Genomic DNA, 21,711 nt, shown 5'->3' on the forward strand with positions numbered 1-21,711 from the left:
GCATCTTCCATCGCGCCATCGCTCAGGTTGTACCAATGCTGCATGCAGTGAATGCGTAGCATGGTTTCCAGCGGATAGGGCCGTCGGCCATTGCCCGCCTTGGGATAAAACGGCTCGATGACAGCGGTCATATTCTGCCATGGCAGAATCTGCTCCATGCGGGAGAGGAAAATCTCTTTTCGGGTCTGACGGCGCTTAGTGCTGAATTCACTATCGGCGAAGGTGAGTTGATGGCTCATGATGTCCCTCTGGGATGCGCTCCGGATGAACATGATGATCTCATATCAGGAACTTGTTCGCACCTTCCCTGTCTATCGCACATTTTTGCAAATCCCGTCGATTATTTATTTCCATATGAAACTGAAATCCGTAGCATAGTTTGACGAAAAGAACAGGCCATCAGGATGAAAATGGCCCGGGTAACAAGCCACCACCTGAAACGGATGTCAGCCTCTAGGAGCTGTAACCTAAGGGCGGTAGCGTGCCTGCGTCAGGCCACTCGTTCTGAAAAACCGAGCGTCCCGCCCCCCAACCATTACAGATCAGACAAAGGGCTACGTACCCCATTGGCGCCGTTTTGCAGCACATGGGTATAAATTTGTGTGGTTCGAACATCAGAATGGCCCAGTTGCTCCTGCACGGTTCGAATATCCGCCCCCCGCGCCAGCAAATGGGTGGCAAAGGAATGGCGCAAGGTATGACAGGTGACCGGTTTTCCCAGCTGCAACTGACGCGCCGTGGCACGAACCGCTTTTTGCAGGGTGGTTGGATCCAGATGATGTCGACGCAAGGCCCCATCGACAGGATCGCGACTCAGATGGGATGCCGGAAACAGGTAGTGCCAACCCAGCTCTTTGCTGGCGGCCGGATACTTGCGCGCCAATGCCGTCGGCAAGGCCACCCCGGCATACGCGTCGTTTAAGCAGTCCGTCATATAAAAGCGCTGGACGTAGGCAATTTGCTCCCGCAGGGCCGGAATGAGTTCCGAGGCCAGAGTCACACGCCTGTGCTTGCCCCCTTTGCCATTCCAGACCATCAGGCAGAGGTAGTTGAAGTCGATATCCTGCACCCGCAGGCGCATCACCTCCATCAGCCTGAGTCCGCTGCCATACATCAGTTGCGCCAAGAGACGAAGATGAACTGGCATAGCCAGCAACAAGGCTCGGACTTCACTTTGCGTCAAAACAGTTGGCAGTTTGGGAGGGCGCTGGCTGCGCGTAAATTTCATCTCGAGCTGCAGAGGCCGTAACAAGACAGTGCGATACAAGAAGACCAGCGCATTCAACGCCTGGGCCTGAGTCTTGACAGCCACATGGCGCTCGGTGACCAGATAGGACAAAAATTGCTGAACCTCCGCCTCACCCAGCTCGACCGGATGCTTCATCCGGGAAAAACGGATAAATGCCTTGATCCAGTGCAGATAGGCTTCAACGGTTGCCATCGCGTAACGCAGCATCAACATCTGCTCATAGATGCTTGCCAAAAACGGCGAATGAGGCTTGCGCATGAGTCACCTCCACATGTATATATAAACAGTATATACACGAGCAAGTCCCATTGCTGACTATGAAGAAACTTTCCGCATTTTTGCATAATCTATGCGGTACAAAAACATTGCCAAAGCGGGCTTTATCCGGGATTTTCAAGCTTCCGGTACATAGTCTCACACCAGACTATGACGACCCGATCCACCCCAAAATCACGGATAGATTCCGTACAATAAATTGTTAGAGGGTTTATATTTATGCTCAGTGAACAACAGCAACAAGAAGTCATTTCCAACCTCGTTATTCAAGCAGCAAATTCCTATGCGGAAGGAAAGTCAACAAATGAAATAGTGACTGAATTCGAGTCACAAGGAGTGCCACAAGATCTTGCCGAAGCCATTGCAAAGCGAGGTGAAGAAATTAAGAAAGAAGAATTTAAGAAAAGTGGTAAAACCACAATGCTCATTGGTGTAGGGCTTGCTGGCCTAGGCGTAGTAATTACCGCAGGTACATATAGCGCAGCATCTGGAGGTGGTCACTATGTTGTCACTTACGGCCTAATCATAGGCGGAATATGGATGTTTCTTAAAGGCATGTGGAGGGCTGCGGCAGGTTAATTGCACAGGCTTATTCAATGATGCCAATTGAATACGCCTACAGCAGGCCTCTAACAAATGGCTTATATCGTTCGCTTCGCTCACTGGGACGCGCATAAAAGCCGCGCGCCCCATAGCCAAAATGTTAGGCAAAACAAGGAAGACAATCATTATGCGTAAAATTTTAATCATATTAGTTTTATTTTTCTCTTCTATTGGTCTTTGGAATTACTTTGCTCTCCAAAAAAAGTTGACAGATATCGTAGGTTCTGATTACCGAAATGAAGGAATTAGCGTTCTTTTACATTTTGAGTGGTTCGTAAATCCAAACGTTATCGTTTTTGATATTCGTGAAGTTAAGTCAGATAAAAGCCCAATGGATGTTTCTAGGGTCTTGTTACAGTTATCTGAAACTTTAAAAGACAACAACTATAAGAAAGTCATTCTCTCATTTAAAGGCGGTTCGAAATTTATGCTTGAGGGAGATTTTTTTAAAGAAACAGGTATGGAGTACGGAATTCAAAATCCTGTTTATACACTTAGAAGCTTACCTCAAAATGTATATAACTTAGATGGAACAAAAGCTTTTCCTACATGGACTGGCGGGCTAATAGGTGTGCTTGGAAAACAAATGGAAGACTTAACCGAATTTCACAAACAGTGGTATATAAATGAACTCGTTTCCGGAAGCTGACAAGTTAAAGCATCGGGAAACCACTCGCTGCGCTTATGTTTTTCGTAAAGCATTAGGCTCATATTTTCCACATATGGAGAAATTAGTATGAATTTTTTGAAGTTAGCTATGGTTGCCGTTTTGTTCGCTTCTGTGTCTACGTGGGCCAACAGCTTAACTGGCCCTCAAAAAAATGCCGTCAGGTCTGCCCAGCAATACATCAGCGTCCAAGGCTTTTCACGCAACGGACTTATTGAGCAACTATCTTCAGACTATGGAGATGGTTATAACGTTTCTGATGCAACTGTAGCTGTCGATAGCATGAATATTGATTGGAATAAGCAAGCGGTAAGATCTGCAAAGCAATACCTAAGTATTCAAGGTTTTTCGTGCAAAGGGCTTATTGAGCAACTTTCATCGAGTTATGGAGATAAGTACACCCAGAGCCAAGCAAACTACGGAGCAAAACAGGCGGGTGCTTGCTAAACCGTAAGGCTGCCTAACAAGTTGCTTAATTTCGTTCCGGCCACAAAAAGCGTGGCCTCCACTGGACTGCCTACGCTGCGCTGCGGCAGCCAATTAGCAAGGCGTTAAACATCATGAGGGAAGCGGTGATCGCCGAAGTATCGACTCAACTATCAGAGGTAGTTGGCGTCATCGAGCGCCATCTCGAACCGACGTTGCTGGCCGTACATTTGTACGGCTCCGCAGTGGATGGCGGCCTGAAGCCACACAGTGATATTGATTTGCTGGTTACGGTGACCGTAAGGCTTGATGAAACAACGCGGCGAGCTTTGATCAACGACCTTTTGGAAACTTCGGCTTCCCCTGGAGAGAGCGAGATTCTCCGCGCTGTAGAAGTCACCATTGTTGTGCACGACGACATCATTCCGTGGCGTTATCCAGCTAAGCGCGAACTGCAATTTGGAGAATGGCAGCGCAATGACATTCTTGCAGGTATCTTCGAGCCAGCCACGATCGACATTGATCTGGCTATCTTGCTGACAAAAGCAAGAGAACATAGCGTTGCCTTGGTAGGTCCAGCGGCGGAGGAACTCTTTGATCCGGTTCCTGAACAGGATCTATTTGAGGCGCTAAATGAAACCTTAACGCTATGGAACTCGCCGCCCGACTGGGCTGGCGATGAGCGAAATGTAGTGCTTACGTTGTCCCGCATTTGGTACAGCGCAGTAACCGGCAAAATCGCGCCGAAGGATGTCGCTGCCGACTGGGCAATGGAGCGCCTGCCGGCCCAGTATCAGCCCGTCATACTTGAAGCTAGACAGGCTTATCTTGGACAAGAAGAAGATCGCTTGGCCTCCCGCGCAGATCAGTTGGAAGAATTTGTTCACTACGTGAAAGGCGAGATCACCAAGGTAGTCGGCAAATAATGTCTAACAATTCGTTCAAGCCGACGCCGCTTCGCGGCGCGGCTTAACTCAAGCGTTAGAGTGCAAATATGGATAGTGCCTACTTGAAAGTGAAACGTGCAGAAAAGCATTATGCGGAACTTGCACAAATGTTTAAAAAGAAAAAGCCGTTCGGTTATTTCTTAGAAACTAATTGCAAAACTGGTGAAAGAGCAACATTTGCAAAGCGAAACGAAGATGTTGCTAATGAAGCTACCGTAATAATTGGCGATATTCTCCATAATCTTAGAGCTGCTATTGATCATGCATATTGGAATTGTACTGAGAGGCATGCAAAATCTGATGAAGAAAGAAAAAGCATTCAATTTCCAATCACCTCTACAGAGACTGCCCTGAAAGACTCTGTTTTGACCGGTATACCTTCGAGAGTTTCGACAGATTTTGCTCACGCACTAGCGAGTTTAAAGCCATATAGAGATGGTGGGAATGCGCTTCTTTGTGCCATTCACGACTTGGATGTTATGGATAAACACAAGTTATTAGTCCCAACAGGTAACTTCACGAAAATTAGTAGCTCAATGATTCAAAAACTGGTTCCTGATTTTCCATCTGGTTTAATGAATTGTGGCTTTGGTAATAATTATCGCGATGTTGCTTGGCAAGTACAGCCAATGACTTGGACGCAGAGAAGAAAAGCCAAAGTGCCGCCGTCAAACATAATTGAGCAGGAATTAGATGTGCCCGTGGAAATTGTAATTGGTAACATAGACCCAACAAAACCAGCACTTCAAGTGCTACAAGAGTTAATAGCACTGGCGAAAAGTACAATACAAACCTTGTATTCTGCAGCAGGCATAAAAGTTGAAGAAGCACTCTAACAAGCCAATTAAACCGACCTCAATACGCTGCGCTCCTTTCGGCGGCTTATTGGGGCGTTAGCCTCCACGGACAGCCATGAACCGCCTACTTCAAATTGGATTCCAACCCGCCGGTCACTGGCTACTCGTCAACGGGAAGCTCAAGTTCGACCTCACGCGGCATGCCACACAAACGAACATCCTTTATGCTTTCGTCTGCGATGCGGAGGTCATGTACGTGGGGAAAACGGTTCGAACCCTCGCAGTCCGCATGTCGGGCTACAGGACGCCGACTAGAACACAAACGACCAACGTGAATAACAACCGCCGCATACTCGATTTGCTTGCGCGCGGAGCAGCTATCGAGATATTAGCGTTGCCCGACAACGGCCTCCTTCACTATGGAATGTTCCATCTCAATCTCGCCGCAGCGCTGGAGGACGACATCATTCGGAAGCTTAATCCTCCGTGGAACGGCGGAAAGCCTGAAAAGCCTCTTGAGCCCGAGACTGAGTCCGCGGAGTCGCTCCCAGAGCTGACACCAACCGCAACCGAGAGATTTCACTTCACGCTGCAGCCGACATACTTTCGTTCGGGCTTCTTCAATGTGGGTGTATCTTCACAGAAGCACATTGCCTCGGATGGAGAAACGATCGAGTTGTTCTTGGGAGATGCGGCACAGCCGGTTCTGGGCACCATAAACCGTAGAGCTAATAGCAACGGAACGCCGAGAATTATGGGTGGCACAGCGCTGCGCGACTGGTTTCAAGAGAGTGCAAGCGCAATGGACACAATCTCTGTGCAAGTCCTCTCTCCAGCATCCATTCGTCTCTCCGCAGGTGGCGGCTAACCCTTCCATCGAGCGGACGTGCCCCGGCAAGCCGGGTCGCGCCGCTCATGTCAAACGTTATGCATCATTGGCTCAATTACGCGAGGACTGAATGACTGAGCAATCAAAGGTTCAGGCTTACATAAACAATTTCCGGAGACGGCTGGCACCATTTCTTCGTCCAGGAATTGGCCTAGATTGCAACGTCTATCCCGCAGTTGATGGTGGCGCGGTCTTGGTCTTTCGAATCGGGCCAAACGTCGAAAACGACGACAAGTATCATCCGGCATACCCGTCTCTCGGGCGCGCGCTATCTCAGATTGAACAGCGTGCGTTTGGTGGAAATCTCGACGGCTTCACTTTCGGAGGTACGAACGTAATCCTTGAGCAAGATCGCATCATCTTTATCAAGGAAGGTTCTAGCCAAGAGTGGTCCGATACGGCAGCCGAGAAAGACGTGGCATCAGTGCTTGCTCCCCATAGAAGGGGGCAAAAATGAAGCTCGGGCCAATTGAAGGTACAAAGGAAGAAATTACCGGGTTCTTCCAGGACAACGGCTTGAAGGCCAGCGACTATTTCCAAATACCAGAGGCTCCGATTGGAACGTTATGGCTCGTCGTTCCAGCTTTTTGTGTTGTCGCGTCCCTTGGTGCTCTGACATTGCTGGAGTCTCTGAAGCAAGGCCATCAGACATTCATATTTCTCATCGGCTGCACGGCCATTGTATGGTTGGCAACGGTGGTTCAGCTACGTTTTAAGCACGCATGGGCAACGGGCATTGTAGTCATTGGTGGCTTGCTACTTATGCTCGTGGCGTTGGGTGCTATTTCACCAACCCAAATGCTTAACGAAGTGAAGTCGCTACGAAAATGATGCATAACCCTTCAGTCGAGCGGACCTGCGCAAAAACCGCGCAGGCCGCTCACTTCCACGTTAGGCCATAGCAGAATTCTTTTCGAGGCAATCTTCCACTGACCGAAAGTCGAAGACGGCCTGTGGATATGGTCCTGTTTCGACCCATTGCGACCATTGGAGTTCCGGTTTATTTTACCTGCTTACCGGCGCTGAAGTTATAGGTGAGACTTTTCTAAAGATTCAAGAGTGATTTTATGACTTATTCCCAGCGCGGCCTTTTGGCCGCTGTATTGATAGTCATTGGTTTTTTCTTCTGGCCACTGCTCGTGGTGGGCGGTCTAATTGCCTGGTCGGTCTACAGCGACATTCGAGATGAGCCGGAACGAAAGAGGCAGGAGGCGGAAATCGCCGCCCGCCTCAACGAACCGGTTACCGTTGAAGACATGCGCTTCACTTGCGAGTCTCCTGCGGAAGAAGCATTCTTCGATACCATGGTCTCAGCGTACAAGATGACGACGGGACCAGGTTGCATCGCTGGTAAAGGTGTCAAGTTGCGTACCCAGATCGGGCTTGGCAGACTGCACATCGGACGGGGCTCTGCATGGAGTCAATTCCGGGGAGACTTTCTAGTCGACGAGAAACTCGTGGTCGAAATCGATGGGGAAACCTGGCACGGCAGCCCCGAAGCCAAGGCCAGGGACGCCGCACGCGACGAGGTAATTCGCGCTGAGGGCTACACGGTCTTGCGCATTCCAGCAAACGTTGTTTTTAGCTCGCCTACCGAGACAGTGAGACGGGTCGAGGAGGCTCGCCACCGACTGCGCGCCACAGCTTGATACGGAAAATGAATGCGCGAGGCTGGGCAGGCCGCTGGCATCAATTGCCGGGGGCCTAACAATTCATTCAAGCCGACGCCACTTCGTGGCGCGGCTTAATTCAGGCGTTAGGCTGCACAGGTGAATGGCATGACGGCACAAGTTCATGAGGGGTTGATACTGGATGGGGTTAAAACGTCAATGGCGTTCTGTCCACCGTTGCCTAAAGACAACCCAAGACTAATCGAACTCAATGGAAATCAAGGATTAAGCACTGCGTGTTGGCGCGGCTATCGGGGGTCATGGGAAATAAAGGGTGGAAAGTTTTTCCTTACGGGAATCAGCGGAAAGTACCAGCTCAGCGACGGCCCATCGATTTTTGCCAACTGGTTTACCGGAACAATTAAAATCCCTGCAGGGGATATTCTTAAATATGTGCATGGTGGATTTTCCACCGTTTATGAACAAGAAATTCATATTACGATCCAAGAGGGAATCGTCAAAAAAAATATAACGGTAGACAACCGCCCTCCGTCACCGAAAGCGACTAATGTCGACTATGGTGTAGTTAATAGGTATTTTCCGGATAAAGGTTTTGGATTTGTTCGCGGCTTACTGCTCGGAAACAATTCGGAAATCTTCTTCCACATCAAAACCATAAAAAAAACAGATCCGCAATTGGCAGAGTCGCTTTCCCGCGACCTATTTGGCGAAAAACTCCATTTTTGGTTTGATACGGAAACAACCTCAAAGGGAATACAGATTTGCACCGTTTTTTCGCCTAGACAAATCAGGCAAGGGGCAGCTTCCGATACCAGCCATCTTATCGATAGGATTGAATCTTATTGGCGAAATTTGGGACGCCAAAAGCCTTCATGGCTTGACGACGTAACCTCTGACCTTCTTGGTCAAGATCGTACCAATGAGCTTAACCTAGAGCGTAGGCACCTTGAATCTGAGGAACAAAAGAAACGTGAACTAGAACGCAAAGAACTTGAGGCGAAAACAGAAATCGAGCGAGAGAGGAGACAGCGACAGCATGATGCAGAGAGAGCACAAGAGCAGCTCGAAGAGGACGAATTTCAGAATTTGGTAGCTGAAATGATGAAATTTGGATTTACGCACAGCAGCCAAGTTTCAAATTATATTGTCTCCAATCGCCTTGGCTACAAATATAAAAACATCTCTGGAATCCTGCAAATGGAGCTTGATGGAACAACTTGGAACTTCAAGGGCGGATTCCCGCCAAAGATATACGCCAGATTGTGCGATGAGTTGGGTTTATCAAATAACGGAACGAGGGCAAGGGCAGTCGCGTTTGAGTCGTTCGGTAACATCGAAGAGCGATCCAACAGGAAGTAGGTGTCACAATCAGCGCCTAACCAATCATTCAAGCCGACGCCGCTTCGCGGCGCGGCTTAATTCAGGCGTTAGAGGAATGTATGAGCCAGATGGAAATAATGAAATACGCTGAAAAAATGACTAACGCGATTAATTGTCTGCGGAAAGACGGGCATCACATCCCTGCAATTATTCTCATGCACATCACAATTGATCATTTTGCTTGGGCTTCAATATCTACAGAGAAATCAACTCCAAAGGATTTTCAGGATTGGGTTACGAAGTACATGCTGTCTAAAAACCCTACCTGATTACCCATGACCCTCAGCCAGCTTCAAGAGCCGATATGGCATCGGCGGGCTTGCCACGACTGCATGCCCCAATTCAACAAACATACTCTTGAGGTCAAAACGATGATTAAACCGGAAGCAGTATTCAGCAAGATGCCTTGGTAAATGCTTCGCTCCGAGCGTATGGCAACTGCCCCGCAGCGAGTTTTTCACATTTCCTATCATCGTGTTTACCCAGTTGAATGCCGGATGATCCAGCCAGTCCAGGTTGCCCCGGTGACAGTCGGGATATCCGGATCATGGTGTTGGCGCTGATGATCCGGGTTTGGGGATGCTGGCGTTATTGGGTGGAAACGTGATCGGCATGCATGTTATTCGGCGATCGGTATACATGTTATTGCTGTGCCTGCGCTGCGTCTGGGTGAGCGGCATCGAACAGGATGGCGTAGAGCGCACAATCAATGCCGTTAACGGCATCGTGGTGCGGGTAATAGGGCGGTGCGTCTCGGGATCGTTCGAAGTAGTCGCCAAAGCAGCTGAGACAGTCGCGTATCTCGATGGTGGAGCCTTGCAAGGTCTCTTCAAACTGCTTGGCATAACTCCGGTCATCACTAGCCTTGGCGATGGCCTTCTCCAGCAACGTCAGCGCATCTTCGTTGCTGACGGCTGTCAGGCCATGGCGCAGCTTCTCGAGGGTTTCCTCAAGGGAATAGGGATTGGGTAATCGCATGGCGTTTATTCCTTCTTGGCGTGACTAATGGCGTAGCTGGTGGAGCAGTGTGTCAATGGCCTCGATGCAGTCGGCTTGGGTGAGCAAATAACCGTTGGGGAGGTGAGCCACGATGGCGGGCTCAGCCTGCATCTGAACGTTATCTTCAAGCCAGCAGCGCAGCTCGAGGAGGATGTCGAGGGCGGTGAGGTGTGTTTTGTCTGGAGTAAGGCTCATAGCAGACCTCGCTCGGCCAGTGATACGACGCCTTCCGCCCCGACCACCAGATGATCCAGGGTGCGGATATCGACTAACGCCAACGCGCGCTGCAATCTGTGGGTGATGTCGATATCTGCCCGGCTGGGTTCCGGGTATCCCGACGGGTGGTTGTGGACCAGCATCAGCGCGGCGGCATTGTGATGCAAAGCTCGCTTGACCACATCGCGGGGGTAGACGGTTGCAGCGGACAGGGTGCCAAGGAACAGCTCTTCATAGGCCAAGATCCGATGCTGGTTATCAAGGAACAGTGCAGCAAACACTTCGCGATCTCGTGTTTGCAGCAGTCCTTGCAGGGCTTGATGGGCCAAGTGTTTATCGGTAATAGCTTCTCCCTTGGCCAGTTTCTGCCGGGCAACAGCTTGGGCGATGGTGAGCAGGTCATCGTCGGTGACAAGGTCAGTCACCCGGTAGGTGCCGGGGATCTCCCCGGCGGTGAGTTTTTGATGCAACATGATTAGGCTCCATACGCCATCGCCCCACCGCGTTGGAGGCGGCAGGGTCGGCGAGGTGTTTGGTTAATAGGTTACTCAATGGGATGTAACAACAGGATTGGCTGGCGGCGTTCAGGCCGCCAAGGTGTGCGGGGTGTAGTCGTGCAGTGGAATGTGGTAACTGGTCGCGATCAGGTTGCCTAAGTGGGCTAGCCAGCGGCGATCCGGGTGATCGCACAGCCATTGCGCCAGTGCATCGCCCCGTTCGTTTTCATAGCGCAGATAGAGGGCATAACCGTCCACCGCCTGGCCTTGGTCATGCACCACTTCAATCTGACCATCGTGTTCAAGATAAGCCTCCAGCTCGATAGCGATCATGGTATTAATCATCCTTATTCTCCTGTTGCTCAATGGGGTCACTCTCTACCCGATAGCCGCGGTGGATGCAGATGCGCTGCAGGTCAGTCAGGAAGCTTGCAAGCACGCGAGGCTGATCGGTGAGTGAGACTGGCCCTGCTTGGCAACGCCAGAAACAACTGCGCTTGGGGTCAATGCAGATCTCATCCCTCGGCTGGCTCATGGTGTGCCAGTCCTCAGCATTGGTGAGGGAGAGCAGTTGCCACTGCACGCCAGACCAACGGACCTGCAGGGTGACTGTGCGGATGTGTGGACTATCCGGGGTCAGGTGTAGCAGCCAAAGCTGACCACTGCGAGTGGGGGTTAGCTTGGCGCTTGTGGCGACTCGTCCCAGCCATTGGCGTGAGTAGTGGGAGAGCGCTAATTCTTGGCTCATCGTGTCCTCCTAATCCCCTGCGACCGTGATGCTGAAACATTCCAACCGACAGTAGGCAATGAAGTTGCTTTGCCAGATATCGAACAACTCCCGCGCTTCGGCCAGTCGCAGTGGCCCCCAGCCCAACATGATGTGTTCCCCATCGAGGAAGTTGAAATCGAGCTCCTTGCAGAGCTCAGCATCTTGGCCCTGCCCCTGGTAGCTGAAGTCGGTGACGTAATCGAACAGCCAGCCATCGAGCCCACGGATCAGGCGGATCTCGACCGGGTGCACGCCGCCTTGCTCGGCACTGTAGCCGGGGTTGCGAAAGTTGAAGGTCAGTTGGGTTAAGCGTTCGATATTGAGCTCGGTTTTAGCGACTTCCTGGTTGAGCAGAATCAGCAATGCTTGGTCAACGGGCAGGGCAAAGCCGTCCCGGAAAAAGGGAATGGTCATGGAGTTCTCCGAATAAAGGGTTGGGACTAGCGCAGTCGCCAGGGTATTAGCCAGGTTGTCAGCTTGTTCGTCAGCGGTGTGAGTAGTGCGGGGAACGTAGGCACGGTGGTGCGGATCGGCGGCAGGGGCGTTTGTGCAAGCGTGATGGCTAGCAAGACGGTACTCCACGCCTGGTCTACCTGCTCACTGTGGTGCACACCCTGGATACACCAGGTCACGAAGTGCTCGCAGTTGTTGAACTGCAGGTTGTAGGCCCGCTCTCCCAGCCGTTGATGCGCTCGCGCCAGACTTTCGCTGGGGCTGTAGTAACGGTGGCTGTATTCACGCAGGTAACAGTCGCCATTGCCTGTAAATATCTCCAACGATGAGACAATAATCCGCCCTGTCACTGGGCCTTCACTCGAGAAAGGACCGGTATAGTGGATGACTTGGTTATTGCCCGCGTAGAGGCCGTGATGGTCGTAGCCCCATCGGCTTACGACCAGATGGTCACCAGGTTGCATGTCTACTCCTTTTAGAAAACAAAAAGCCCGGTACGAGACCCAATGCTGTTCACTTAAGAGAATTTGAGTTCCAGTCCACGTAGTATCAGGACAAAAAGCGAGGGAGGCATGATGCCTCCCTCTTTCTATTGCAAGCCTCGCTGGATAAAGGCTGGAGGAAGAGCGACTGGACACAGCCTTGTCCCCCCAACTCAAATCTAATTTATGAATAATCAGTCAATAAAGTGCTTATCTGAACAGCATTGCGGTACGAGACCGGGCATAGCGAAGTGGAGTGGGCTCACTCGAAGGTGTAACCGGCATCTCCCCGGTCGGTATGAATAACCACCTCCAATACTCGGCACAGCGGTGTTGACTTGAGGGTGAACCGAGCTTGCTGTCCAAAGTTCATCGCAACAGGGAACACCTGCTGGATGTACTCTGGCTTCACCCTGTCTTTACTGTCGAGACAGGTGCGCCATTTCACACGACCGCTGACACAATCATCACTCGGCACTTCCCGAACCAACTGACATTGGCCACGGTTGATGGTGATGTCTTTAATCGTGACAGGGTCATTACGAGACACGACCTGCAGTACGCCCTGCTGTGCGCGAAGTTCAAAGTTCAAGGGGGCTGCGGCTGGCTCAGGCTCCGGAGCCGGAAAGGCACAACCAAAGGCCGCGTCCGTAGCGGCAGTTAGCGTCTCTTGTGCCCCTGCGACCGGTAACTCGATGCTCCGGCCATCCTGGGTGATGGCTTGCAACGACTTGGCAGCGCGCAGCGCGGCCCACATGTCATAGAACGCCTTGCTGTCATTGCCTGCAACCATACTCGATAACGGCGGGTAGGCATGGCCATCGATGCGTAGCCAAACGGTTTCAGTCGGTGCTTGGCCTGCTTGGTTGAGTTCGATGCGGCTAAGCTGGCCCATCCGGCACGATAGATAGAGATAGGTCGCGTCATCGACCGTTGCTGAGTACTCCGTTACCCCCTGACCCCAGCCATCGTTCCAGCGGCCATGGTCTCCAAACGCCAGCACGGCGGGCGTTAGCAGCAAGCCCAGTAGAGCTATTATCCATTGATGCATCCCACACTCCTTACACGGCATAGCCGAGGATATTGTTCATAAAGCCCTGAAAGGCGAAAAAGCCAATCAGTGCCCCGATGGCCTGCGGCCCCATAAGCCAAAACACTTTGGCCTTGAAGGTCTCGACTGCGCCGCTGGTCGAGATCCAGTCCGGGTGGGTAAAGCGGCGAAACCACTCCCCGATACACATGCCAACACCGGTAAAAAGCGTGCCGAACACGAAGGTGGCGGTCAGCCCCCAAAATCCAAGCCAGGGAGCTTTGCCGGTCCAGGCGATGTTGATGGTCAGGGCCAGAAAAAGCAGGCCCGCGATAGCAAAGTAACGTTTCATGATGTCTCCTTATGGATAAAAATGACTTTTCATTTCCCGTTGTCATGCGGTGGTTGCACAGCGGGAAATGAGGGTTGTGGAGTATTGGGTGATGGATTTCCTTTCGTTCTGAAATTCCCTGCCAAAGCACCAATGTCAACCTGATCGGTTGATCCTCACCCTTCAGGGTTCTTCATGTCAATGGGTCTATATCCAACCATAGAGGTTGGTTGGAGGACTTATGACAGATATCAACTTTGAGCAGTTAGCCAAGAACGTGGGCAAGGCTATTGGGCGTCAGCGTAACCAGGCCGGGTTTACCCAGGAGCAGGTGGCTGAACACCTCAATATCGGGATGGAGGCCGTCTCTCGAATGGAGCGGGGAATTGTGGTGCCGACCGTGGTGCGGCTGGCGGAGCTCGCTCAACTGTTTGGTTGTGAGCTAGCCGACTTTCTGCGTGAGACCAGTAACCGCCCGACCGAGCAGGGCATTGTGCTGAGCCAGCAATTGGCCCGGCTTGATGATGCCGACCGAACCCTGTTGCTGGAAACAGTGGAGCGGTTGGTAGATCGGTTGGCTCGTCCCCGCTGATCACCCGCCAGTTACTGGAGGAGGGGATGGGGTCCCTTTTCCCAATTTGTTGGTGAGCGGACTCCTTCTTGGTTGCGGCCTCTGTGACGTTTTGGTTGCTTGGCTTTGCGGTGCGTTAAGCGAGGTAGTCGCCACTGCATCAGCGTTACCATTCGCTGTCTCGTCGCTGTTAGCTTCGGGATAGAACTCCTCCAGCAGCATCGGCACCTCTTCATCGATATCCTCAAACTGGCCGTTACGCAGCAACTCGCGCGCGGCCTGCTCCATCTGGTCGATGGCGAGTCCCGCCTCTTGGTCACGCTGGGCGGCCTCGTGTGCCTGTCTGATTGCCTCGGTCAGGTTGGTCTCTTCCCGCAAGGTCAAATCCACGTAGTAGACCGGTGTGCGGTAGGACTGGGTGGTGCTTTTGGCTCGCAACCGCAGGGTGAGCGGCAAATAACGGGTGTGACCACCGCTCACGGCCTCCAGGTATTTCAGTCGAGCCGACAGAGTGCGCACCGAGTTGTAGCCGGTGGTTCGGAAGATAAAGCTGCCCAGCTCATCCCCTTGCCCCTCCACAAACAGGTTCAGTCGCCCGTACAGCTTGCAGCCCTGTTGCCCGGCAAAGGCGCAGCGCTCTGGTCCAGAGCAGCTGACCTCCTCCATGCCTTGTCCCCCCACACGTCTTGCCACCTCCCCATTCCCGACACAGAGCGGCCTGCCGGTTTGTCGGTCAAACGCGCTGTATTCCGCCCGCAGATTCAGGTCGCTATCGTTGAACAGCACCCGCACCGGAATGGCGCGGATCTTGGTCTGCTCCTGTCCTTGGCCACTCTTTTGCGATGAGTAGTGTTGGTGCAGGGGATGGAGCAACCATCCCCCCTTTTGTTGTACCTGGGTGGTGAGGGTGAAGCTGTCGTCCTTCTCCGGCACCCACTTATCCTGTTTTTGCACCAGCTTGCCGATACAGATCCGTCCGATCACGGGCGGAGTAATCGCCAGTCCTTTGATCATGGTGTTTGCCTCAAGGGTTGAATGGTGAAACGGCGCACGCCGGGCACCGGTTTGACGTAACGGGTGAGCAAGTCGGGATGATCCTGCCCGAGCTTTTCGAGATCCGGTGCCAGCCGGTCTTTGCTGCGCTTCCAGGTGATCTTGCCATCGGCAAACAGCCCGGCTGTCGCTTCACCCAAGGTCGCTTGCAGCCGCTGTTTGAGTTGAGACTCTTGTTGCTCGACAGCTTCCTTTTGCTGACGCAAGCGCAGTAGCTCCCCAAACAGCTGGTTGAACTCGGAAGAATCGGAGAGATCCACCGTCTGGCCATCGTCACGGGGGAAGAGCCAGCTCAGAGCATTGGCAGCATCACTGGAGCCGTCAGGTTCAGGCTGCTGATCTTGTTGCACCATCTGCCAGAACTGCGCTTCCCGTTCGGTGAGATCCTGGATCTTCTCTTCGTCACGCTCGATGCGGTAAATCCGAAAATCCTGGCCGCCGATCAGCACAGCCACTTCGGCCCAGGCATGGCCGGTGACGGCCAGTTGATGGAGTACCTGACACTGGTAAGCCACCGGCACCCCTTCTTCCCACTGGGGGGCGCTGTGATAGCTGGCGGTCTTGATCTCCAGAATGCCCGGCCCATCGGGGTGGCCCACTACCTCCCGATCGAGGTTGGCGAGCATGAAGGGTTGTTCGGGGTGTTGCAGCACAGCATTGACCCGGCGTACACGAAAGCCGGTGCGTTTGGCATAAACCTGCGCCAAGACCGGTTCCAGCTCGATGCCCCACAGCACCGCTTCCTTGTGGGAGATATCTTCCGGTTCCTTGCGACCGGTCTTTTCCAGCCACAGGCTGAGCGGACATTTGTAGGGGGAGAGCCCCACGGCCACGGCGGCATCGGAGGAACCAATGCCGAGTTTGCGGATAGCGAGCCACTGCTCGCGGGTTAACTGGGTAGTGGAGGCCAGCCGCAGGGCCTGGCCATACTTGGCTTTTGCTTTCATGACTATTCCTTGTTGACGGCATAAATGGCTACGCCCGGATTGGCTTGTGCCAGTCCGGGTGAGTTCGTTATGCGGTTTGAATGGGGAAGAGGAATTACTGCAGCAGGGTGAGGGCTTGATTCAGGGCTTGGGATTTGAGTTGAGCGCCCTGACCAAACCAGGCGGAATCGAGCCGGTGATCTTGGCTGCGAGCACGGCGATGATGGTCCACGTATTCTGTGACCGCATTGACCAGCCCCCAGGCGGTATTGCGGGAACTGGCAAGCTCTGAGCCCATACCAGCGCCCTGATAGAGCTCATGCAGCCGTTGTACCGGCTTGGTGAGGATGATGTTCTCCTCATCGAGCGGTTGTGCCAATAGGTCGCTGAAAAAGCGCAGCGCCTCTTCGGAAGCCACGGGCCGTTGCGCCAGCGCCTTGGTCTGGACTTTGAACTCATCCCAATGGGAGAGCCCCAGCCCAAGCGACTCTTTGACGGCAGCAGCATCGAACTGAGTGGAGTGGGGCACCTTGATGGCACCGGTCGAACCGCGCAGTGCCATCTGCAGGGTGTTATTGCAGACCACTCGCAGCGAGGTGAACTGCGCCGTGGTGCAGAGCGTGCCATCGCAGCTGGTCGCCAGCAGCAGATAGGATTTAACCAAGTCACCGCCTGATAGCTTGAGATCCTGACCGGTCTTGGCCAGTGCCCACAGCTTGCGGCCGCCTTTGAGCGAGCCTGCGGTCTCCAGCTCAAAGCCACCGGCTTCTACCAGGTCTTGATAGAAGTGCAGCACCTCGTGAGGCTGTACCACATTGTAGCGGCTTGAGACCACCGATAGGGGGGCAAGGGTATCGGAACGATAAAGCACCTTGCTGTCGCTGTAGGGGCGGATATGCAGTGCATCGGAGGCGACGTTAAACATCACGTCGCTCTGCTCGATGGTCCAATCCATCCCGGCTGCCTGTAGCCAGATGTCGAGGGATTGTTGCGGGGGCAAGACATTACCAAGGCCATGCCAAGGGGTTTGGCCAGTGTAGGCCATGGTGTCAATTAGGTGCGCCATTAATATCTCCTGAGTTTGATGGACATATATCCCAGTGTGTCAGGAAGTAATATAGATTTGAAAGAATGACGAAATGGCATTGTGAACATAGCTATTCCTGCTACTAGTAGCAGGAATAGCAGCGTTGGCGTATAGGCACTAGTTTAATGCTCTACAACGAGACTCCTCTTCGAACAGTGTGGGATTTAATGTTTTAAGCAAGGTTAATCTATACTGCGTATCACTAAGCATTTTTGAGGTGCATGGGTGGTCGGTATCTGAAATATGTAAATAAGCTCGCAACCCCAAGCACTCCCTTACGCAATTGTACAAAGTAGAGCTAGGCAGGTAAGTGATAAGTGGTTTTTCCTTTTCAGCTTTGGTTAGGATGTTGTGAATCGATGTTTCTATATTTTCTCCTGTCAAACAATCAAGTTTTTTGTCGATTTTAGAAAGGGCATATTCTACCTGGCACCATGTGTCTAAGATCGCCTGTTGGGGGCGTTCTTCTGATATACATAAGCGTTTACATACCAAATCATTGTAATATCTAATGCTGCGAAGAATTGAATGCGAGTAATGATGTGTGATGAAAGACTCATAGTGCAACTGTAGTAGGAAACTATCATCAATACGAGCATCAGCATAAAGTGACTGCGAGTTGATGATGTTTTGTACTAACGATGTGAACCGCCCATTTTTAATTTCACTTGGTGTAAGTTTGATTGCTAATGCAATTTGTAACATGGATGCATGAAATGGTAATGAACCTACGGTGTCATTATATATGGTTGTAATATTATCCGCCAATAGTTGGCTAGCTTTTTCAAGTTCATTGTTCTTAATTAAATGTAGTGTATGGAATATTGCCGCGTATGGTTTCAAATAGCCAAGCTTAGCATCTGTCATAGCTTGGTTGATAAATTTTTCAGCCTTTTCCTGAGTTTTTATCGGTAGAGAATTAAAATCAGGTTCATTGAGTAGGTAAAATAATGATTGGATACTCTGGTTATGATATTTGTTTTTGACAGCGGGTAATTCCTTAACTGCGAAACACCACAGTTTCTCAATATGTTCTTTAGCCTCATGGGACAGCGCTAAGCCTAATGTATTTTTAGCATAAATGTAGGTCGTTATCATACCGCTGAGTGATTTTATCCGGACATCAAGAAGATGAATGAACTTATCTGATGCTTCTTGATAGTGGCGAGCGAGATACTGACCTAGCCCAGTTTTATTATCGAAGTATATTGCTGCGATACAGGCCGAGTATGCATCTTGCAAAATAATCAATTGGTTCAAACATTTGTTTCGTATTTTCACATCGCGAATTGAATTGCACTCTATTGTAGCGCTCTGTATATATCCCCTGATTGTTGCTCTACGTTGGTTTCGGCCCGGCTTTATATTTCCTATTAAGTTTGTCAATTCACCCAGATATACTTTGCATTCGGGGATGTCGATAATGTCAAGCAGCATTCTACGTGCTGCATGTGCTAACCCATGTTCATTTGTTCTTTTTAATAGGTCATCTAGGTGTCTCACAAAAGGCGAGTGTTCTCTGAACTCCATCATTAGCTCGATGCAGCTAACAAGAATAGGGCAAAGAATATGCTTGGTATATTGATGATATATTTTTTCTTTAGCTATCGGCGAAATAACAGTTTTAGATAGAACCACAGTGGTAGCTGCTTCACTGAAATCAAGTAATCCATTTACCAAGACTGAAACAGCCGGTGTTTGATCACATAAGGCTTGGATCAGTCTGTCTTGGAGTGTCTCAATGTAGATGCTCTGCTTCTGGTCGTAACTACGCATTTCATTCAATCTTGAGCTGCGATCTTTCGTATCGTAAAGGTCTAGTGCCCAAAGCAGATGGCTTAGGACATGGTGATGACCGATAGTTTCAGCTTGTTTTATTGACATTGCTGTCTTGCCTCCGCAAATTTGCCGACCAATTCAGGCTGTGGTTTTTATACCTTAGTTGTGTCTTCAACACACATGACAGAGGTCACAAGATGCAGGATAAAATCCAAGGCGTCATACCAACCCCTCCTGCTAACTGGTCAGGGCGGGTAATCCGAATGAAAGAGTTGGTAGCGTTGATCGGTCTTAGCCGCTCGACGATTTACGATCGTCTTAACCCTAAGTCGAGGCGCTATGACAAGCATTTTCCGAAGCCACTTCGGTTAGGTGAGAACAGTATTGGTTGGTTTGAACACCAGATTTACTCCTGGTGCCAACGACAGGTTAAGGGGGAATGATGAGGCGGCCTCCAAAGACATATTCGCTTACTGATGGCTTTCCAATAGGGGTATTGCCTGCGCAACTACGTGAAGTGGTTCTGTCCGTACACGAAGATACGCAAGCACCAGTAAGTTTGATCTTTGCTTCGGTCTTGAGTGCAATGAGCTTAGGATGCCAAGATCTCGTCGATATCATTCGACCTGATGGGACACGACATCCCATCAATTTATATCTGCTGACACTTGCTGATTCTGGTGAACGGAAGAGTACAGTCGATAGCATTATTATGGCCTCAATACATCGCTATCAGGTAAAGCTATCTGCCAGTTACAACCAAGAGATGGCTGATTATCAAATAGCGAGTCAACTCTGGGAAACTGAATATGCGGCTACAAATGGGTTATGGAAGACTTCCCTGAAAAATGGAGGTGCAGAAGCGGCGCAACGAAAGACAGAGGTTGCATTGTTGTTGCAAATGCGCCCTGTAAAACCGATTCGTATTGAATGGCTTGTTAATGATGCAACTCCTGCTGCAGTGAAGTCGCGATTAGTTGAACAAGGTACATTAGGGCTTTTTTCAGATGAGGGAGGTAGTATGCTGAAAAGCAGCTTGTTATCAGACACCTCATTTTTGAACTCATTATGGAGTGCAAGTGATATATTAGTAGAACGAAAGACGACTGAACCCCAACGGATCAGTGATACGAGAGTTACATTGGCATTGATGGTTCAACCAAAACTATTTGATGCTTTTTTAGAAAAGCATGGTGAAAAAGTCAGAGGTTCTGGATTTTTAGCCAGATGTTTGTTTTCAAAACCTAAATCTACTCAGGGACAGCGTTTGGCGAATAGTATTCCTTATAAGGCTTACTGCGGAAGCCCATTACAGGAATTTTTTGATAATCGATTGCAGACATTGCTAGAGACAACGCTAGCACGCAGGCGAACTAATACAGCGCGTCAAGTAGTCCAATTATCTCCAGAGGCAAAAGTGTTATGGTTTCGAGAATACAATAATTTAGAACAAAGAATAAACCAAGGGCAGGATCTGTACCCTTATCGTGATGTTGTATCTAAATTGATGGAACAGATGCTAAGGATATCAGCTGTTATCACTTTTTTTAATCATGATTCTCTGGAGGTTAATGAGCAGGTGTTGAGTGCAGCGATACAGCTTGGCAGATGGTATTTGTATCAGTTTATCAACCTAACCAATACAAGTGGTGCAGTGACGAAAGAAGAAGAGGATGCAAACGCCATATATACATGGTTAGAGCAGCGACTTGATTTTTTTCGTATGCCAGGCGTAAGAAAAAACCATGTGCGTCAATATGGTCCTAATTGTGCTAGAAGCAAAGTTCGATTAGACCAAGCTGTTGAAACTCTAGCGAGACAAGGACGCCTTGTTGTTATTCATGGGCGTACAACTTACCTGCGAAATTATACTAGTGAACCACATAATATTGCGGGTAATGGTGCCTCGCTATAATGCATGAAAAGTGACATTAGATAACTTTAGAGTAAATTGTTTTTAGTCTGAAGAGGCATGGATAGTAATTTTCGAGTCGCAGGAAAACTATTTCCCATGATTTACTAAGAGTAATAAAGTGGTTGATGTCTGGTATATGTATTATACACATTGACATATGCCAATAGTTAAAATTTGTCATTGTAGATAGCTGCCATCTTTTATGTGAAAAGCAAAGAGGTACATAACTAATTTAAATATCACACCATCCATTAATTGGATGAGTGAAATGCAACGGCCACTTCTGAACCATCTATAAATTGCACATGCATTTGGGTCAACCATGCCTGATCAAAAGGAGGCGAGATGAATTCATCATTGGGCTACCAGCTTAGCCCAGAGGAGCTTTATAAGCTGCTTGCTGAAGCTGAGCTGCGTTATGGGGGTGTTTCACCCTATTACTTAACCAAGTTAACACAGGTCATTACCGGCTGCTTGGATATATATCCCCGTGTGTTTGCCGTGCGTGTGGACTTGCGTTTACCACAAACTAATTGGCCGGGGGATCCTGACATACCACTGTGCTTTTCTCGGCAAGACCCAGCGGTAATTACACGTTTCTTTGCATCACTGAAAAGCCAATTGCTGGCGGACCATACCCGTAAGGGAAGGCGAGGACAGCTGTCACCGCCGATGTAAAAATGACCCACTAACGCCGGAGTAAAGTTGACCCACCTGGGCCAAGATCGTGGCTTTTGA

The 21,711-nt window shown here is 50.4% G+C and carries 29 protein-coding genes and 2 pseudogenes; 15 read left to right on the plus strand and 16 right to left on the minus strand.

The window, feature by feature from the left end; genetic code table 11:
- Nucleotides 1-239, minus strand: a 239-nt coding sequence (locus HB860_RS21690; RefSeq protein WP_046623628.1) for an IS5/IS1182 family transposase, incomplete at its 3' end; no start/stop codon positions are given.
- A 296-nt stretch (nt 240-535) separates the two neighbouring features.
- A complete protein-coding gene (locus HB860_RS21695) occupies nt 536-1,507 on the minus strand; it encodes an integron integrase (protein WP_024941042.1) in 972 nt (323 codons plus the stop codon).
- Between the two features lie 237 nt (nt 1,508-1,744).
- Here HB860_RS21695 and HB860_RS21700 point away from each other — a divergent pair, with 237 nt between their 5' ends.
- The 11 genes and pseudogenes from HB860_RS21700 to HB860_RS21750 all read left to right on the plus strand — a co-directional run bounded on the left by HB860_RS21700 (nt 1,745) and on the right by HB860_RS21750 (nt 9,134).
- Nucleotides 1,745-2,104 (plus strand): hypothetical protein, encoded by a 360-nt coding sequence (locus HB860_RS21700; RefSeq protein ID WP_215281227.1) that lies wholly within the window; start codon nt 1,745-1,747, stop codon nt 2,102-2,104.
- Between the two features lie 151 nt (nt 2,105-2,255).
- A complete protein-coding gene (locus HB860_RS21705) occupies nt 2,256-2,777 on the plus strand; it encodes a hypothetical protein (RefSeq protein WP_215281226.1) in 522 nt (173 codons plus the stop codon).
- 87 nt (nt 2,778-2,864) lie between these two features.
- Nucleotides 2,865-3,242, plus strand: a complete 378-nt coding sequence (locus tag HB860_RS21710; protein ID WP_215281225.1) for an Ltp family lipoprotein — start codon at nt 2,865-2,867, stop codon at nt 3,240-3,242.
- Between the two features lie 113 nt (nt 3,243-3,355).
- Nucleotides 3,356-4,194, plus strand: a pseudogene (gene aadA1, locus HB860_RS21715) (ANT(3'')-Ia family aminoglycoside nucleotidyltransferase AadA1).
- Nucleotides 4,195-4,230: 36 nt separating this feature from the next.
- The gene (locus HB860_RS21720) at nt 4,231-5,004 is read left to right on the plus strand and encodes a hypothetical protein (protein WP_247627943.1); all 774 of its coding nucleotides are present in this window, start codon (nt 4,231-4,233) and stop codon (nt 5,002-5,004) included.
- Between the two features lie 76 nt (nt 5,005-5,080).
- Nucleotides 5,081-5,833, plus strand: a complete 753-nt coding sequence (locus HB860_RS21725; protein ID WP_043133635.1) for a GIY-YIG nuclease family protein — start codon at nt 5,081-5,083, stop codon at nt 5,831-5,833.
- Nucleotides 5,834-5,924: 91 nt separating this feature from the next.
- On the plus strand, nt 5,925-6,311 hold the full coding sequence (locus HB860_RS21730) for a hypothetical protein (protein WP_103828957.1): 387 nt from the start codon (nt 5,925-5,927) through the stop codon (nt 6,309-6,311).
- On the plus strand, nt 6,308-6,685 hold the full coding sequence (locus tag HB860_RS21735; RefSeq protein WP_053288704.1) for a hypothetical protein: 378 nt from the start codon (nt 6,308-6,310) through the stop codon (nt 6,683-6,685). The genes HB860_RS21730 and HB860_RS21735 overlap by 4 nt, the downstream gene beginning before the upstream one ends.
- A gap of 236 nt (nt 6,686-6,921) precedes the next feature.
- Nucleotides 6,922-7,503, plus strand: coding sequence for an endonuclease domain-containing protein (locus tag HB860_RS21740; RefSeq protein WP_043133634.1), 582 nt, complete (start codon nt 6,922-6,924; stop codon nt 7,501-7,503).
- A 129-nt stretch (nt 7,504-7,632) separates the two neighbouring features.
- Nucleotides 7,633-8,844: a hypothetical protein gene (locus tag HB860_RS21745; protein WP_050504459.1), complete on the plus strand. Its 1,212-nt coding sequence runs from the start codon at nt 7,633-7,635 to the stop codon at nt 8,842-8,844.
- A gap of 80 nt (nt 8,845-8,924) precedes the next feature.
- The gene (locus HB860_RS21750; protein ID WP_043133631.1) at nt 8,925-9,134 is read left to right on the plus strand and encodes a hypothetical protein; all 210 of its coding nucleotides are present in this window, start codon (nt 8,925-8,927) and stop codon (nt 9,132-9,134) included.
- Here HB860_RS21750 and HB860_RS21755 read toward each other — a convergent pair.
- The 10 genes and pseudogenes from HB860_RS21755 to HB860_RS21800 form a co-directional block, all read right to left on the minus strand.
- A pseudogene (locus HB860_RS21755) lies at nt 9,135-9,386 on the minus strand (transposase); the annotation flags it as partial.
- A gap of 121 nt (nt 9,387-9,507) precedes the next feature.
- On the minus strand, nt 9,508-9,843 hold the full coding sequence (locus HB860_RS21760) for a hypothetical protein (RefSeq protein WP_171269275.1): 336 nt from the start codon (nt 9,841-9,843) through the stop codon (nt 9,508-9,510).
- A 24-nt stretch (nt 9,844-9,867) separates the two neighbouring features.
- The gene (locus HB860_RS21765; protein WP_043133630.1) at nt 9,868-10,059 is read right to left on the minus strand and encodes a hypothetical protein; all 192 of its coding nucleotides are present in this window, start codon (nt 10,057-10,059) and stop codon (nt 9,868-9,870) included.
- Entirely contained in the window at nt 10,056-10,553 is a 498-nt protein-coding gene (gene radC, locus HB860_RS21770) for a RadC family protein (protein WP_043133628.1), read from the minus strand. Before radC ends, HB860_RS21765 begins: the two co-directional genes overlap by 4 nt.
- 111 nt (nt 10,554-10,664) lie before the next feature.
- Entirely contained in the window at nt 10,665-10,922 is a 258-nt protein-coding gene (locus tag HB860_RS21775; protein WP_103828958.1) for a hypothetical protein, read from the minus strand.
- Nucleotides 10,915-11,325: a hypothetical protein gene (locus HB860_RS21780; protein WP_043133624.1), complete on the minus strand. Its 411-nt coding sequence runs from the start codon at nt 11,323-11,325 to the stop codon at nt 10,915-10,917. The genes HB860_RS21775 and HB860_RS21780 overlap by 8 nt, the downstream gene beginning before the upstream one ends.
- A gap of 9 nt (nt 11,326-11,334) precedes the next feature.
- Nucleotides 11,335-11,760: a DUF2787 domain-containing protein gene (locus tag HB860_RS21785; RefSeq protein WP_043133637.1), complete on the minus strand. Its 426-nt coding sequence runs from the start codon at nt 11,758-11,760 to the stop codon at nt 11,335-11,337.
- 26 nt (nt 11,761-11,786) lie between these two features.
- Nucleotides 11,787-12,263, minus strand: a complete 477-nt coding sequence (locus HB860_RS21790; protein ID WP_050504458.1) for a lecithin retinol acyltransferase family protein — start codon at nt 12,261-12,263, stop codon at nt 11,787-11,789.
- A 280-nt stretch (nt 12,264-12,543) separates the two neighbouring features.
- Complete coding sequence (locus HB860_RS21795) at nt 12,544-13,332, minus strand: hypothetical protein (RefSeq protein ID WP_247627944.1); 789 nt, start codon at nt 13,330-13,332, stop codon at nt 12,544-12,546.
- A gap of 10 nt (nt 13,333-13,342) precedes the next feature.
- Nucleotides 13,343-13,663, minus strand: coding sequence for a hypothetical protein (locus tag HB860_RS21800; RefSeq protein ID WP_043133795.1), 321 nt, complete (start codon nt 13,661-13,663; stop codon nt 13,343-13,345).
- A 220-nt stretch (nt 13,664-13,883) separates the two neighbouring features.
- Between HB860_RS21800 and HB860_RS21805 the strand changes: the two genes are divergently transcribed.
- A complete protein-coding gene (locus tag HB860_RS21805) occupies nt 13,884-14,234 on the plus strand; it encodes a helix-turn-helix domain-containing protein (protein WP_043133797.1) in 351 nt (116 codons plus the stop codon).
- Here the strand turns inward: HB860_RS21805 and HB860_RS21810 are convergent, their stop codons facing one another.
- The 4 genes from HB860_RS21810 to HB860_RS21825 all read right to left on the minus strand — a co-directional run bounded on the left by HB860_RS21810 (nt 14,235) and on the right by HB860_RS21825 (nt 19,163).
- Nucleotides 14,235-15,227, minus strand: coding sequence for a hypothetical protein (locus HB860_RS21810; protein WP_043133799.1), 993 nt, complete (start codon nt 15,225-15,227; stop codon nt 14,235-14,237).
- Nucleotides 15,224-16,213 carry a YqaJ viral recombinase family protein gene (locus HB860_RS21815; protein WP_247627945.1) on the minus strand — a complete coding sequence of 330 codons (990 nt, stop codon included), beginning with the start codon at nt 16,211-16,213 and terminating at the stop codon, nt 15,224-15,226. Before HB860_RS21815 ends, HB860_RS21810 begins: the two co-directional genes overlap by 4 nt.
- 94 nt (nt 16,214-16,307) lie before the next feature.
- Complete coding sequence (locus HB860_RS21820; RefSeq protein ID WP_247627946.1) at nt 16,308-17,258, minus strand: DUF932 domain-containing protein; 951 nt, start codon at nt 17,256-17,258, stop codon at nt 16,308-16,310.
- Nucleotides 17,259-17,396: 138 nt separating this feature from the next.
- On the minus strand, nt 17,397-19,163 hold the full coding sequence (locus HB860_RS21825; protein ID WP_247627947.1) for a hypothetical protein: 1,767 nt from the start codon (nt 19,161-19,163) through the stop codon (nt 17,397-17,399).
- A 158-nt stretch (nt 19,164-19,321) separates the two neighbouring features.
- Here HB860_RS21825 and HB860_RS21830 point away from each other — a divergent pair, with 158 nt between their 5' ends.
- From HB860_RS21830 to HB860_RS21840, 3 genes are all read left to right on the plus strand, one after another.
- Nucleotides 19,322-19,501, plus strand: coding sequence for a helix-turn-helix transcriptional regulator (locus HB860_RS21830; protein WP_247627948.1), 180 nt, complete (start codon nt 19,322-19,324; stop codon nt 19,499-19,501).
- Nucleotides 19,501-20,973: a YfjI family protein gene (locus HB860_RS21835; protein ID WP_247627949.1), complete on the plus strand. Its 1,473-nt coding sequence runs from the start codon at nt 19,501-19,503 to the stop codon at nt 20,971-20,973. Before HB860_RS21830 ends, HB860_RS21835 begins: the two co-directional genes overlap by 1 nt.
- A 345-nt stretch (nt 20,974-21,318) precedes the next feature.
- A complete protein-coding gene (locus HB860_RS21840) occupies nt 21,319-21,651 on the plus strand; it encodes a YagK/YfjJ domain-containing protein (protein WP_247627950.1) in 333 nt (110 codons plus the stop codon).
- Nucleotides 21,652-21,711: the final 60 nt, after the last annotated feature.

The sequence above is a fragment of the Aeromonas genomosp. paramedia genome, from assembly GCF_023093515.1.
Taxonomy (GTDB): Bacteria; Pseudomonadota; Gammaproteobacteria; order Enterobacterales; family Aeromonadaceae; genus Aeromonas.